This is a genomic window from Pseudobdellovibrionaceae bacterium (assembly GCA_020635075.1).
In the GTDB taxonomy this organism is placed as follows: Bacteria; Bdellovibrionota; Bdellovibrionia; order Bdellovibrionales; family UBA1609; genus JADZEO01.
Genome location: JACKAM010000001.1, coordinates 262618 through 277478 on the forward strand (window position 1 = coordinate 262618; position 14861 = coordinate 277478).

A 14861-nucleotide genomic window follows, 5' to 3' on the forward strand; every position below is an offset into this window, starting at 1 on the left:
ACATCGGGAAGGAAGATCAATGGCCACCAAGCCAATCATCATTTTGGTGGGCCCCAGTGGAGCCGGAAAGTCCACTTTTCTTGAGAAGGTCTTAGGAGACTATTCCCAGTTTCGTGACATTATCACCTACACCACGCGCCCCATGCGCAAGGGTGAGAGCGAGGGGAGTCCCTACCACTTTGTAGCCAAAGAGCGCTTTGAGGAGATGATCCAGAAGAAGTTTTTTGTCGAGTGGGCTCGGGTCCACGACAAGTACTATGGCTCTCCCCGGAAGCCTATCGAGGAGGCCTGGGCTCAGGGCCTGGCCATCATTATGGACCTGGATGTCCAGGGGGCCAGAGCCTTCAAAAAGGAATTCCCCCACGCCTTAACGGTCTTCATCCACCCGCCCTCAATTGACGAGCTGCGTCGTAGAATCATTGAGCGGGATGGGGGTCCGCCTAAGGATTTGGAATTGAGGCTGGAGAACGCCCAAAAGGAGATGGCTGTATCCGGGGAATTTGACCGCCAGATGGTCAATCGGGAGTTTGATCAGTCCTACGCTGAACTCAAGAAAATGATTGATGAATTACTGAAGTCCAGTTAATCTGCGAGCTTCATGACGCTAATCTGAAAAGGGAGAAGGTGCGTGGCCCGAGTTACGGTTGAAGATTGTTTGACGAAGGTTCAAAATCGTTTTGCTCTGGTCCTATTGGTATCTAAGCGAGCCAAGCAGCTAATGAAGGGCTCTCAAGCCACCCTCTCTGCTAAAAGCAATAAAAATGTCGTGGTTTCACTGCGAGAAGTGGCGGGTGGCAACGTCTACTTTGACGTGGATGAGACCATGGGGAATCCGGAAACTCAGATCGTTAATGATCTGAATCGGTAAAGCGCCGGGAAATTCCCATTTCCTTTGAATTTTTCCAGTTTTAGGCGGGTCTTCCTCTTCAGGGGAAGGGCTTTTTTTCCGACAATGTGAGTAGGGAAATTCTACGCCATATGAGTGACACTTCACCACTGGAAGTCATAGCTGAATCAAATCCGCGGAGTCTGGACGACCTGCTGGTCAAAATCCGTGAGTACTATCCGGATGATGATCTCACATTGATCGAACAGGCCTACGAGTTTTCTGAGAAAGCCCACTCGGGGCAAATCCGTCGCAGTGGAGAGCCTTATATCTCCCACCCCTTAGGGGTGGCCACCATCCTAGCCGAGTTGAAATTAGATCTTGCCACCATTGCCACCGGTCTTCTGCACGACACGGTGGAAGACACGCCGGTCACCTTAGAGGACATTGAGGACAAGTTTGGCAAGGTGATCGCACACCTGGTGGATGGCGTGACCAAGATTTCGCGTATGAAGTTCCGCAACACCCATGAAAAGCAGGGAGAGAACATCCGCAAGATGATTGTGGCCATGGGTCGCGATGTGCGAGTGGTACTGGTCAAGCTGGCGGACCGCCTGCACAACATGAGAACCCTCAACCACATGCCCTACGAAAAACAGGCCCGCATTGCCAACGAAACCTTGGATATTTATGCTCCCCTGGCTAGCCGCTTGGGTATTAGCACTCTCAAAGTGGAGCTGGAAGATCTGAGCTTTCGTTACGCCCACCCAGATTCCTTCTACACTCTGGTGCAAAAAGTGGCCAAGAAAAAGCGAGAAAGGGAGAAGTACATCGACGAGGTCAAAAAGCTCTTGTCGGGAGAACTCTCCGGGCGCACCAAGATTAAATTCGAAGTCACCGGTCGGCCGAAGCATCTTTACTCCATTTTTCGTAAGATGCAGGTTCGCGCTATTGACTACGAGCAGGTCTACGACGTTCTTGCCTTCCGCGTGTGTGTGAATTCCACAGCGGAGTGCTACGAGGTTTTAGGTCTTGTCCATTCCCTGTGGAAGCCCATCCCCGGGCGCTTTAAAGACTTCATCGCTATGCCCAAGGCCAATAACTACCAGAGTCTGCACACCACCGTGATTGGTCCAGGCGGGGAGCGCATTGAAATCCAGATTCGCACCTTTGAGATGAATCTTGTGGCTGAGCGAGGTATTGCCGCCCACTGGAAATACAAAGAGATCTCTCGTGGGGATGCCGACGACGATAGTGACGATGCCGTTGAGAAGTTCAATTGGCTACGCGAATTGGTTAATATGCATCAGTCGACCCACAATCCGGACGAGTTTCTGGAGAATGTGAAGACCGATCTGTTCGATGCAGAGATTTACGTCTTCACTCCCAAAGGAGATGTGAAAGAGCTTCCTGAGGGAGCCACTCCCATTGATTTTGCCTACAGTGTCCACACCGATGTCGGGCACAAGGTGGTGGCCGCCAGAGTGAATGGCCGTTTGGTGCCTTTAAAGTACAAGCTCAAAAACGGCGACTCGGTTGAAGTGATCACCAGTAAGAACCAAACGCCTTCAAAGGACTGGCTCAAGTTTTGTGTCACCACCAGAGCGAAATCCAAAATTCGCGCCCATGTGAAGGCCGAGCAGCGTAAGCGGGCCGCCGAGATTGGCCACCAGCTTTTGGAAAAGACCTTTCGGAAGAAGGGGGTCAATTACACCAAGTACATGCAAGGCACTGAGTTTGATAAGCTCTGTAAAGACAATGGCTGCAACGCCATTGATGATTTGTTGATTCGCGTGGGTTACGGAAAACTCATGCCCCAGCATGTTCTGGATCGCCTCATTCCTGAAGAAAAAGAAGCCCCGGTTTCTCCGACGGAAGAGGAATCCTCGTTTTTGGCTCGGGCCTTCAAATCGGCCGTCAACAAACGCAAAAAAAGTTCTTCACCCATTCGCGTGGATGGGATGGAAGATCTCCTCGTTCGCTTTGGCCGCTGTTGCACGCCCATTCCGGGGGATCCCATCATGGGCTTTATTACCCGTGGACGGGGGATTACCATTCATCGAGCCGATTGTGCCAAGGCCTTCGAAATGGATCAGGCCCGCCGGATTGATGTGGAATGGAACAGTGAGAAAGGGCAAGACGAAGGCCGCCTGGTGCGCGTCCGCGTGGTCAGCCACGATGTTCCAGGATTGCTCAAATCTATGACTGAAGTCTTCTCAGTCGCCGGTATTAACATTCACAATGCCCAGGCGCGAACCACCAAGGACCGCAAAGCCATTTGTATCTTTGACGTCAGTGTTCGCAACACCAATCAACTCAGCGACGTCATGAGCAATCTCATGAAAATCAATGGCATTATTGGGGTGACGAGGATTACCCATTCTTAGGGCGCGTTTCCGTCGTCCGTAATCCGAAGTCTGTAACCCGTGGTCCGTAACCCGTGATCCGTCATCCGTAAACGTTTCCGTGACGGTTTCCGTTTCTGTGGACGGCACCGTTTACAGTCACGGAATCGGAGACTGTCACTGTCACGTTAACGGGTTACGGGTAACGTTCACGGGAGTTGTTCCTTTGTCGCAGTGGTTGGCCCACCTTGGGGTGACGGCCAACACACTTTACAAAGGAAGTTAAAATGAATCAGAAAAAATGCGTATACAGATTTAGATCATTGGATTTGGCAGTGGAATTTTGTCAGATGGTGAAACGTTTGAAGCTGCCGATTCATTTGCGGGATCAGATGCTCCGGGCATCCTCCTCGGTGGCACTAAATCTCGCAGAGGGGAGTGGTAAGCCAAGTCCAAAAGACAAGAGGCGATTTTACTCAATTGCTCTTGGCTCTCTTCGTGAATGCCAGGCGATTTTACAAATTGAGGAAATCGATGACCTTGAACTTCTTGATCTCGCCGATCACCCGGGAGCCTCAATCTACAAGCTCACCTTTGCCACCTAGATGGGTAAGGGGAGAGGTTGTCGGCTTTATGGTCAGCGCCCTGGCGCGAATGGGAGCCTACAAAGCCCGGGAACGAACGCAAATCGAGTTCGTCATGATGCCTTAGTTCAAACGGCCTCATCACCTAAAAGTAGTCAGGCGGATAACACAAATGGGCACCCTGGGTAGTTGCAACCCTTTGGCAACAGTTGGGCCGGTAGAGCCCAGCTATTAGCTTGAAATCACTAAAGAACTAAATGTTTCCCACAGTCAATTTGGTATGGGCTTTGATCTCTAAACATCTATAGATGGAGGTCAAAGCCATGGGGACTCATGGAACTGACATGACCAAGAAGGTCTACAACAGAAGCAAGGGCCAACTGAAGAGGTTCAGTTGCATAGTCTCGGCGACAGTGGTGGCGCTTTACGTGAGTTCCTGTCAGACGGTGGAAACCCGTCCGGGCCCCACTCAAGGGTTAACGGTTCACTCGCAAGGTGTGGCCTCATACTACGGCAAGCGTTTTCACGGGCATAAGACCGCCAGTGGTGAAAAGTTTGATATGAATCAAATGACAGCTGCCCACCCCAATTTGCCCTTTGGCAGTGTGGTGTTGGTGCAGAGTGTGGCGACCGGAAAAACGGTTCAAGTGCGCATCAATGACCGTGGCCCCTTTATTAAGAACCGGATTATTGATTTGTCCTACCAGGCGGCCAAAGCCCTGGGTTTTATTCACAAGGGAATGGAAAAGGTGAAGATCTTTGTCCTGCAAAAGCCTTAAGGAGAGAACAGCATGAAAGACATCATATGGGGTTTGCGCGCCCTGGTTGTGATCACTCTGGTTTCCATTGCCATCGTGGCCATAGGTGAAGAAACTGAACTCCCACAGCCTCTTAAATCCTACATCGAGCAGAATTCCAACAAATATCCGACTGCCATGGGAACCAACTGCTGGGCAACTGCCTTGGCTGCCACTGGCGTGGTCCCCTTAGCCGGCTACATGGATGGCAGCCAGTTTGGCTTTTGGATGGAATCCCCTTTGTGCCGGCCTCTTCGTGGGGAGGATAAAGTGCAGGCGGGTGATATCGTCGCGGTTCGGTCCACGCGTAGCAAACTGGGTGAAGCCTATATCTCTGAAGAACATGGTGCCGTTTACTTGAACGACTCTCAGGTGTTTCAAAAAACCTTTAACGGTGCGGGTGATTCGCCACGAGTGATGTCGGTCAAGGAGGCGCTGGCTCCTTACAAGGGCCATGATTTTGCTTCCATGCGTTTGGTTGATGGGGAAGACCCCTTGAAAAGAAAAGATCCTTGGTTAATGTTTTTCCGCTGCCGGAGTCTTGAGGAATTTCTGAACCTCCATCACATGGATTTTTTGCAGGCCACCGCCAAGTTTTGGCGGGAGCTGCGCTTTGAGGAAGACGACCTTCGTAAGTGGACCCAGGAGAAAGTCCCGGTGTTAGATGTTCTCCAGGCGGCCTCGCGCCGACTCTCAAATGATGAACAATACCTCACTAAGGTTTTAATTCTTCGCCGAAGAAGTGGCGAATCACAGGTATTGTCATCCGTCCCGTCCTCCCTCTATGATCCATCGATGAGAGCCTGGATGGAAATTCCCGAATGGGTCATTACCGGGCTACTCCTGAGGATTCAGTCCATGAACCAGCAAATCCAGCTTCTCATCGGCACCCATGTGAACCGCGGCTACCGGGGCGACAACTAGCCAGTCCTTATGGGACCTATAAGGGCTTGTTTTTCCAGGTGATCTGAACCCTGTAATTTTTGCAGGAGCCGGCCCCGGGAACAGCTGGGACCTTCGTTTTTTCCATGATTTCCCCTATAGATAGAGTCTGACCTAACGCGTTAACGGAGGCCAAAAGTGAGGATCCCCCTTCTTCTCATTGTTGCATTGTTCTGTTCCCTTCCTGGGCTGGAGGCCCCGGCAGCTGAAATCATCATGCAAGGTAAAACCTTGCTGATTGATGGGGACCTGGTTGAGCAAGATGTCCAGAGCGTGGTGGACCAGTTTAGATTTCAGCCATTGAGTCCCGGCGATACCCTTCATGTATATCTCAATTCTCCTGGTGGCCTCACAGCTGTGGGTTACAACATTTATCACTTCTTGCGTTGGCTCAACGGCAAGGGAGTGACAATCAAAACCGAGGTGCCTTCGGGTTATCTCTGCGCTTCCGCCTGTGTGATGGTTTTTAATGCCGGCGATGAGCGGATTGCAGGTGCGGCCTCCACCTTTGTTCTTCATGCTCCTTGGTTTTCGAAAGGCACGGTCAATCCCGATAAAGAGGGTGCTAACAAGGTCTACTACGAAACCTTAAGACAGGCCGATCAGCAGTTTTACGAACTCACGGTCAAGAACCGGTGGATTGAAGAAGGGGAGACCAGCTTTCAAGGATTGGAACTGGCTCATATGGCTCCCAATTACATAAAAATCCAGGACGAAGCATCGACGATTGCCCTGGCTCAACCTCAGGGTACATCTGTTAGCCCTGGCAACTGATTTAGGAATTAGTGTCATGAAGCATTCTCTGTTAATCATCGCAAGTTTATTGGTATCCTCCCTCAGCGCCCAGGCCATGCCTGATTACTACCTGGATATTGAGCGCGGGACTGTCGCTTACAAGGTTGAAAGTCGCTCCTCCACTCAGGCGGATGAACTGCGCATTCAGCTTTACTTCTTTGAAAATGAACCCGTTGCTAACATCAAACGCAGCAAACTGGTTAAGCGCCAAGAGACCACTCTCGGCGGTATTGGGACTCGGATGAACAAAGATTGGGTTCTCTATAACCCATGGGGTCCCGAGGACTGGGCAGCTGGTGAGCCCTGGATGATTTTTCGCGAAACTGGTGAAAACCCAAGTGAACTACAAAAACAATATGAAGACGCCATTTGGCTCATTCAGCCCACCTATGTGGGATTTAATCGCGGGCCGAGCCGGCATTATCTGATGAAAAAGGGACAGTATATTGAGCCCATTCAAACCTATGGAGAGTATTCCGTTGGCAACCGTCTCTGCAGCAAGACCGCTTGGCCAAAAGACGGAATAGCCCGAGCCTTCTTCCCCAATGGTAAGTTCGTCATCAGTCACGGCTTATTTGAAGAGAATGGTAAAGTCGCCGACATTAAGGACTACACGCTTTGCCCTGAGAGACGCTTCGAGCCGCAAACCCAGGGCGGCGAACACTAAGATAGAATCCTCATCCCACCATCTCCTTGGTCAACTAGCAATGCCCGGAAGAGGGCGAGTCGCCTTTGACCGAGCTCCGCTCTTGTTGCTGGTTGAGGGGCGAGCTTTGGAGATCAATATGGTTAAAACCGAGTTCGGCTTGGTGCTGCGCTCTGAGCGAGAGCGCTGCTGCCAAACGTATGTCTGAGGTTTTAAGCTTATTGATCGCAAGAGATCGACCCTCAAGAGGTAACTCGACGGGCGAGGTCAACTATCAAATGGGGTACAATTGACCTAAAAATTCATCCCAAGGCCGAAGCGGATGGAAATCACCGTGGCACTGACCTGTTCGCTGGCGGGCAGAAGACCATATTCCACCTGAAAGGGAATATAAAAACTGGGGTTCATAAACCAGTCAAAGCCGCCACCAATACCGATGACGCTGGTATTGGTGATCGAGTCCTCTTCAAGAGCCGTGGTTTCCTGAGACATGGGGAACCACAGGGTGAAGCCCGCTCCCAGCCAGGGGCGGAAGGTGCCGAGGGAAAACAAATAGCGGCCCCAAAAATCCAGAGACAGATACTGAATACTCACACCACAGGTTTTATTGTCACAGGCTGAGGATTTCTTGTCGCCTTCGGCTTCAAAGTTCTCAATTCCGAGGGTTCCGCGAAACCAGATTTTTTCAAACAGGGCATAGTCAAACAGGGCTTTATAACTCATGCCCGAGCCCGACAAACTCGCTTTTTCTGCTGGAGTGATATCCAAATCCACTTCCATGGAGTCCATCCCCATTCCCAGCAAAAGGCCCCAACCCATTTGTGAACTGCTCATCGTCGGGCTGCTATCTTTGGGAGCAGCAGCGGCCTTGTCAGCACCAGATTTCTTGCCGCCACCTTTTCCGGTTCTTTCGAGTAGGGCGTAGCCTTTTTTTGCCTTCCCTTTGCCCATTTGTCCGATGGCTTTGTCGCCCTTGACGGAGCGGATTTTAACCACACCCTTTTTGCGGCCTTTTTCATCCACCACGTAAAAGATTTGTCCCTTTTTCGCGGGCTCACCTTCCAGGTTGATCAAAACTTTTTTGCCTTTGACTTTGGTCACTCGCGCCGCCCATGCAGATGGGTGAGCGATAACCAGACTGGCAATAAGAACGAGAATAGGAACCACAAGGGATCGCATGATGGGCTTCATAGGTGCACTCCTGCTCTTACATAATGTTAAGAAAGTCAGAGGTTTAACGCAAAAATAAAGCCCTGATGAAGACCTATTCAGGACTTAGGTTCCTGAGATTACTCGGCAAAAAACTCGTCAATATGGGTCGAGGAAAGGTGATCCGTTGGTGGATCCACCTGAATTGGGTAACAATAAAAAACTGAATCTCCTTCATTCGGCCTGATTTGCACAAAGTGTTGGGAAAATCCTAGACCTTCTTCTTGGCTAAAGGTATCGAGCAGCCAGATACCGCTCTCGCTGTTAATGACAAAAGCACCTGTGGCCAGCAAGTGCTCGGGGTGAGTGCTGGCGTCGGGGCTACAGGCCTTGTCTTTGTAGTCCAAAAACTTCTGCAGTTTGCTGGCGGCAAACTCCAGCCCCTGCTTCTCCAAAAATTCCCGTCCTTCCGATTGCCAGATGGTACAGCCCATAAGAGTCGCAGCAATCAAGTGGCAAAATATAAGCGCAACAAGAGCCGGTTTAAGATTAGGAATCATGCTCCCCATTCTAGCGGAATCCCGGGTCGAGAGGGAGAAGGAAAAAAAAAGAGGTCCTGAGAACAGGACCTCTGAATCGATTTTCAAATAATCAGTTTTGGCTCAGCCGAAACTTAGAAAGGAATTTCCTCATCAGCATCAAACTTGGGCTCTGGACCAAAATCCTGAGAGTCAAAGTCTTGAGAACCGCGCGAAGAGGCTTCAGCTCCGCCACCCAAGAACTGAATGGTATTGGCAACAATCTCAGTGGTGTAACGTTTTTGTCCCTGCTGATCTTCCCAAGAACGGGTTTGCAGTCGGCCTTCAAGGTAAACCTGGCGGCCTTTGCTCAGGTACTTGCCACAGAGTTCAGCTTGTTTTCCCCATACCACCACACGGTGCCACTCGGTGCGCTCCTGGCGTTGGCCATCACGATCTTTCCAGTTTTCACTGGTGGCGACACTCAATTGAGCAACGGTGTTTCCAGATGAAATTGTTTTAACTTCCGGATCAGCTCCTAAACGACCCACGAGAATAACCTTATTGACTCCAGACATTAGAAATCCCCCAAATTTAGGTGTGTCACTTCTTATGGCCCATTTGTCAGGGCCTTGCAACCACGGCCTGCTGAGTCACCTGTACTTTTCAGTCAATGCGTTGCGGCCACCGGTTAAGCTACGCGTCAAGTGTTCAAGAGGCGGAGATGGAGGGGAGGCTTTCCCGTGTCACGTTGAGGGATTCAAACAGGGTCATGCGGTGGCGAAAGTAGGTACCTGAGTTCATGATCCAGCCCTTGTATTTGCGTATATCACCGTTCCCAGGGATTTGGATTTCCTGGTAGAGGCCCGTGTGAGTCTGACGGATTTCAATGTCACAGTGAATCTGCCGGGGAGTCGCCATGGAGGTCCGAGCCAGTGGGTTTATGGCGAAGAACTCCTGAAACAACTGGTGCCAATCATAGTTGGTGTGGAACTGTTTGCCCTCCTCAGGATTGTAATCATGAGAAATAAGCAGCTCTTTTTGGTAGTGAACCAAGTCCGTCAAGAGGCGTTTCTGCTCAGCAGTTCTGGCATAGTGAGTGAGAAGGAAGTCCAGTGTTTCTCGATAAAAATTCTCCTTGTTCTGCAAGATGGTGATGAGAATGTAATCATCCCAGGACATTCTCATTCCGTATTCCTCAATGAATTTCTCCTTTGCTTCGCTAGAGACGAATTCCTTGACGGCCTGGGCAACCCGCTGCCGGATATTCGACCATACCGCTCCGTTGGTTTGATCATCCACCCAGGCGGAGTAGAAATCCTTGAAGCGGACGTCTTGATTGTAACGCAAGTAAATCGATATCAACTTGAGGGGGCCCCAAAGGTGAAGGCCCAATAGAGTTGCTGATATCAGCTGCATTTGGGCAAAATCATCCAGGTTATAAGAATAAGAGCCAGCCACAATATCGCCGTGACTCTTCAGATTGTCGGGCAAGCCAAAGGTGTAATTCTCCGTGACCCGACGGCGCAGAGTTTTAATCTTCCACTTCTGGGCGTAATCCTTTTGGGCGGCGGGACTATTTGGCAGCAGGAGAAAGTCATGAACACGAATATTATCGTGAAACCCCCACTCCAGTAGATCATCAAAGGAGCGCATCCACCTTTCCGGCGTATCGCCCGGGTTGCCGCAGATCAGAACTCCAACGATCGGGGCGCCAACTTTAAAAGCCTCCTGGAGATATTCCAATTGCTTCGTCGGCGGTATGTCCGAGCGGCTAACGGCATCCAAAACGCTGTCGTCAGTGTGTTGAAAACCCACCTGGAAGTGAGTGGTCAGTTGGTTTTCGTACAATATCCGTAAGGCCAGATTGGCCGATGACTTTGGATTCTTCGAGCCAGTAAAGACAATGTTGGGTTTCCAGCCAATCTCCGATTTGAGTGAGATCACTTTTTTGATCAAATCAATATCACGCTTAAAAGCGCCAAAGTTTGCGTCGGAGATGGTGATCACTTCGATTCCCACCTCAGCAAATGTCCGCAACTCATTCTCCAGCATTTGCAGGTCAAACATCCTGACTTTAGTTCCCGTGACACTTCCCCAGTCGCAAAAGGTACACTTGTAGGGACACCCTCGATTGGTCTCCCACACAGCATGTGCCGCCTGTCCCTCGCCTTTGAGCTTCGCAACCAGGTCCGTGAAGTAAGCGTGGTGATGGGTCCAGGGGCTGGTGAGTGATTCCAGCTCCAAGTAAGGTGCTCGTGGCGGGTTGTGAATTTTTTGGCTGGCGACGCCAGGGGTTTCGCGCCAGTCATTGCCCTTGACCAGAGCTTCGAGAATACTAGCGAAAACCCACTCGCCCTCACCCAAGACGACCCCATCAATCTCGGGGTGGTCGGCGAAAAACTGAGGGAAGTCCCACTTATTGTTGGGGCCGCCGGAAATCACCACGCAGTTGGGATTGGCCTCTTTGATCTTTTTTGCCAAGGCAATATTGATTTCCCAATTTGGCGAATACTGGCTGATGCCAAGGACATCAATGGAGGCAAGGTCGTATTGGGCAAGATGGTCTTCCACGGTGCGCGTTTGAAACAGCGGTGGCAGCCAATTCAGTTGTGACTTGATGACCGGACAAGCCTTATGGTCCACTTCAAAGTAGGTTTTCAGCCGTGCCCAGGTGTAAGGCAAGTAGGTGCGATGGGTGAAAATTCCCGGGCTTGATACCAGAACCGAAATGCCGGCCATTGATCCTCATTTGTTTGGGTGGGAGGAATGTCTTCATATGGTAACCCGGAATAAAAATGACTGGGAATCACCCGCGAGGGTGAAAGACCTTAGAAGGTGGTGAGCGGCGAAATGGAGGGGTTCACGCCAAACTGAGTACCCGAAATCTTCACTTCGTAGCTGGCCCCTTTAAGAGTTTGCTTTTTGTAGCCGTCGAGAATTCCCAAAAACAACGACAGACTGTCTTGGGCAGTCTTGTCCACATTCAACTTGAGTTTTAGTTCATAGGCCCCAAACTTGGGTGTCATGCCGCCGGGACCAGGAGCCATACTCATAGAGATGGAGCCCTTGACCTGTCCATTAAAGGAATCCTTGGCATCACCGATCTCAGCCATTTCGATATAAAGTTTCCCGGCTGAGAGACGGCCCTTCAGTTTTACCTGCGACCAATGAAAGGCGGGTAAACTGAGTGGGCCATAGTAGGTGGGCACAGTGGAAGGGGGAAGGCTGATCTTTCCTGTCGAGAGTTCCAGTTCACCGTCGGGTTGATCCCGATAGGTGGGATCAACCACCAGAGAGGTCTGAAGGTTGGCCTTTCCCTTAAGTGTTACGGGAAGCTCAATCAAATCCTTTAGGGCGCTGAGTTCCAAACTGCCCACACTTAGATCAATATCCTGACGGTAAACCCCCTCTTCAATCTTATCCCCACTTTTGAAGTTGAGGGTGATATCGCCCTCAAGGAAGCCCTTCGCCCGAGCCACAAAGCCTGGCTTAAAGGTGAGAAGCCCTGCGATACTGGGCGACAGTGTGAGCTCATCGGCCTTGAGAGGGGGCAGGGAGGGGGTGGAAACCTCAACTTGCTCCAAATTCAATCCAGGAGCGGGAATGACGTCCAGACCAAGGTGTTCAAACTGCAGAAAAACCTGGTTATTAGAAAGTTTGGCCACCTGGACAGTGATCACATCCGCTAAGTCATCATAGGGGAACAGGACGACAGAAAAAAACAAGAGGCTGAGGAGAGCGACAAGGATTTTCTTTTTGTGATACTTGACCACATCGCGCAGAAAATTGGCTATCATGGTCACTGCTGGCATGATTACTTACCCCGTCCCCGTTTTTTACCCTTTGGACCGCCCGCATCTTTGCCGGCCGAAGCTTCTTCAGTCTCAGGCAAGGAAAAACTAATCAGCTTAAAAGTGGCATTGAAATAATGTGGGTCTTCAGCCGTGGCATGAACCTCCATGCCTGTCATTTTGACGCTGGCATCGAGATTCTGCAGCTGGTAGCCAATGTCGATGATCTGCCGCAAATTGAGCTGTTTCAGCTCTAGTCTTACTCCCTGCTGCTGCACATTCGGCGGAGCCAGGCGGCTGCCGGGGTCACCTTCGGGCAATTGCATAGAGGAACCGATTTGGGAGTCCAGTAGACCGGCAGTGGAAAGCATTCCCTTTGCCTTTGATTCAATTTCTCCCGAAGACATCCCTTTTGGGAGGGGCGCCCCTTTTGAGAGACTGCGAGTTTTCAGTAGACCACGAATAAGAGCCCGGCTGTCTTCAAATTCGGTCACGTAATTACTAGAGGAACTCAAAAAGCTCCAAGGTATGGAAAGAAAAATCAGAACCACGAAGGTGATACTGCCAATGACAATGGCCCTTTGTCCGTTGGAGGGCAGGGTCTCATAGCGTTCACGCAGTGTATTGTAGAGGGAGCTCTCCTCGACGGTATCCTTAACCTGATTAAAGGTTTCCGTGAACTTATCTTTGAGATCATCCAGGTTCAGCAACTATCACTTTCCTTTCAGGCGATTGACTTTCAGGCGCAGCCCAAATGGAGTCTTACCATCTTTGCTGGCAAAGCCAGGGCGAAACTTCTCCACCTTGCCGTCGGTCGACAGGGATTTCCATGCATTGGCGAGGACATCGATATCGGGTCCGCGGGCAATCAAGCCCTGTACCTCGACCTTGTCGTTATCAACGATGAGCTTTTGCACGTCGACGACCAGTTTCTTTTTTGAAGGTGTGGTCTCGGTGAGGCTCTTGAACACATCCAGGGCCGAGGTGATGGTCTGAACCTTCTCGGCCAGCTTGCGGTTCTTGGCCTCGTTCTCCTGGTCGCGAATGAACTTGCGGATATTGCGCGGATTGGCCCGGGGCCCTTTTAAATCTCCGCCGGTCACATTTTTAGCCTGAATCTTCATTTGCTCATAGGCCTGGCTGGCCATGTCTGAAGAAAATGAATCGCGCATGATGGACCAAACAAGAAGCAGCAAAAAGGCAGTACCCCCAACGACCATGGTGTGGCCCCACTTTTCAACTAACCGCTTAAACGTCTGACTTTGTTTGGCGAGTTCCCCGCGTAGCATATTGATAGCCGGGTTTCTCGGGCGCTTAAGGCCTTCAATAGCCAAGGAAATGGCTACCGCTTTTGTCACCTCACCTGCGCCACCGGTTTCAAAATTGAGAGCCGAATGGGCGGGAATCTGTTTGAGGCGGTTAAAAGGTATCTCCAGCTTTTGTGTCAAATAAGGGCCCAGGTTTTGGATCTGGCAGGTGCCCCCCGTCATCAGGGCCTTATCAATGTGAATCTGATGATCCGATTCGGTTTCCAGAATTGCCAGATGAAGCTCGTGGGCAAAGTCGTCGACAACACTCTTAATGGTGTCCGAAAAAGTCACTTGATCTCGGGTGGCTCCCTCGTTGCTGGTCAGGAGAAATCCCTTTTTGCGCAGCTCCTTCAGAGCCTCCACAATATGCAAACTGTATTTTCCGGCCAGGGCCTGGGCCACGTCCATACCGCCCCAGTCGAGGGTTCGCGCCGTCAACAGCCGGTCTTCGCACCACACGATCATGAGAGTTGAGCGGTGGCCAATGTTCAGGACGACCTTTGCTGACAGGGGAGTGCCAGGAGTTGCCGGGGAGGTTTCCTCGTCCAAAGACAGCGGGGGGCCTTCGCGAGGCGGCTCGGTCCACTCCTCAAATAAATTGGCGAAGGCCAATCCCTCAACTGAGATAATGGCCGGCTCAATTCCCCCGTCGCGAGCCACCTGGAGAACCCGTCGAACTCTCTCCGTCGGACTGGTGCAGGCCAACACTTCAGCCCCAGGTCCCCGGTAGCGGGTGATCTTGGCATCAAAGACCGCATTATCTCCGGAGAAGGGAATGTCATCTTCCAACTCAAAGGGAATGCTTTTCAAAATTTTATGACGTTCACGAAAAGGGAACTCCAGGTTGCGGACCACTGTGTGTTCCTGGGGGAGACCAAAAACAAAAGAGGTGCTGCTGGAGTCATACTGACTGGACAGTTGGCGGAGGAAATCGAGAATTTCAATCTCATGGTCTTTAGTGGGATCGGTGCTTAGGGGGAACTCCTCAAGGCGAGTGAGTGTGAATGATCGGTTCGACGCTTCAACCTCAGCCAACTTAATGCTGAAGTGGCCGATATCGATGCCCACGCTTCTCATGCTATCGGTACTCCAATACCTTCCTGGTGTTGATCACAGTGCTGCTCGATTCCACTCTAGGGAAATCACTCCCGAATC

At 51.0% G+C, this 14861-nt stretch carries 15 protein-coding genes; 8 read left to right on the forward strand and 7 right to left on the reverse strand.

Translation table 11 applies throughout. From position 1 onward, the window contains the following. The first annotated feature begins 19 nt into the window (after positions 1 to 19). From gmk to H6624_01045, 8 genes are all read left to right on the forward strand, one after another. Positions 20 to 586, forward strand: a complete 567-nt coding sequence (gene gmk, locus H6624_01010; protein ID MCB9082888.1) for a guanylate kinase — start codon at positions 20 to 22, stop codon at positions 584 to 586. A gap of 42 nt (positions 587 to 628) precedes the next feature. Then, positions 629 to 868, forward strand: a complete 240-nt coding sequence (locus H6624_01015; GenBank protein MCB9082889.1) for a DNA-directed RNA polymerase subunit omega — start codon at positions 629 to 631, stop codon at positions 866 to 868. Positions 869 to 978: 110 nt separating this feature from the next. Further along, a complete protein-coding gene (locus H6624_01020; protein MCB9082890.1) occupies positions 979 to 3213 on the forward strand; it encodes a bifunctional (p)ppGpp synthetase/guanosine-3',5'-bis(diphosphate) 3'-pyrophosphohydrolase in 2235 nt (744 codons plus the stop codon). 245 nt (positions 3214 to 3458) lie between these two features. Then, positions 3459 to 3776 carry a four helix bundle protein gene (locus H6624_01025; GenBank protein ID MCB9082891.1) on the forward strand — a complete coding sequence of 106 codons (318 nt, stop codon included), beginning with the start codon at positions 3459 to 3461 and terminating at the stop codon, positions 3774 to 3776. Positions 3777 to 4078: 302 nt separating this feature from the next. Next, entirely contained in the window at positions 4079 to 4534 is a 456-nt protein-coding gene (locus tag H6624_01030; GenBank protein ID MCB9082892.1) for a septal ring lytic transglycosylase RlpA family protein, read from the forward strand. 12 nt (positions 4535 to 4546) lie between these two features. Continuing rightward, positions 4547 to 5476, forward strand: coding sequence for a hypothetical protein (locus H6624_01035; protein ID MCB9082893.1), 930 nt, complete (start codon positions 4547 to 4549; stop codon positions 5474 to 5476). A 156-nt stretch (positions 5477 to 5632) separates the two neighbouring features. Further along, positions 5633 to 6268 carry an ATP-dependent Clp protease proteolytic subunit gene (locus H6624_01040; protein ID MCB9082894.1) on the forward strand — a complete coding sequence of 212 codons (636 nt, stop codon included), beginning with the start codon at positions 5633 to 5635 and terminating at the stop codon, positions 6266 to 6268. Between the two features lie 16 nt (positions 6269 to 6284). Then, entirely contained in the window at positions 6285 to 6956 is a 672-nt protein-coding gene (locus H6624_01045) for a hypothetical protein (GenBank protein ID MCB9082895.1), read from the forward strand. Positions 6957 to 7229: 273 nt separating this feature from the next. On the opposite strand, the gene H6624_01050 is transcribed toward H6624_01045, so the two are convergent. From H6624_01050 to pilM, 7 genes are all read right to left on the reverse strand, one after another. Then, positions 7230 to 8126, reverse strand: a complete 897-nt coding sequence (locus H6624_01050) for a hypothetical protein (GenBank protein ID MCB9082896.1) — start codon at positions 8124 to 8126, stop codon at positions 7230 to 7232. 98 nt (positions 8127 to 8224) lie between these two features. Then, positions 8225 to 8644 (reverse strand): hypothetical protein, encoded by a 420-nt coding sequence (locus tag H6624_01055; GenBank protein ID MCB9082897.1) that lies wholly within the window; start codon positions 8642 to 8644, stop codon positions 8225 to 8227. A 113-nt stretch (positions 8645 to 8757) separates the two neighbouring features. Then, positions 8758 to 9180, reverse strand: coding sequence for a single-stranded DNA-binding protein (locus H6624_01060; GenBank protein MCB9082898.1), 423 nt, complete (start codon positions 9178 to 9180; stop codon positions 8758 to 8760). Positions 9181 to 9313: 133 nt separating this feature from the next. Then, on the reverse strand, positions 9314 to 11344 hold the full coding sequence (locus H6624_01065) for a radical SAM protein (GenBank protein MCB9082899.1): 2031 nt from the start codon (positions 11342 to 11344) through the stop codon (positions 9314 to 9316). Positions 11345 to 11433: 89 nt separating this feature from the next. Further along, positions 11434 to 12417, reverse strand: coding sequence for a type II secretion system protein GspN (gene gspN, locus H6624_01070; protein ID MCB9082900.1), 984 nt, complete (start codon positions 12415 to 12417; stop codon positions 11434 to 11436). 2 nt (positions 12418 to 12419) lie between these two features. Further along, positions 12420 to 13106, reverse strand: coding sequence for a hypothetical protein (locus H6624_01075; protein ID MCB9082901.1), 687 nt, complete (start codon positions 13104 to 13106; stop codon positions 12420 to 12422). Between the two features lie 3 nt (positions 13107 to 13109). Beyond that, positions 13110 to 14783 (reverse strand): pilus assembly protein PilM, encoded by a 1674-nt coding sequence (pilM, locus tag H6624_01080; protein MCB9082902.1) that lies wholly within the window; start codon positions 14781 to 14783, stop codon positions 13110 to 13112. Positions 14784 to 14861: the final 78 nt, after the last annotated feature.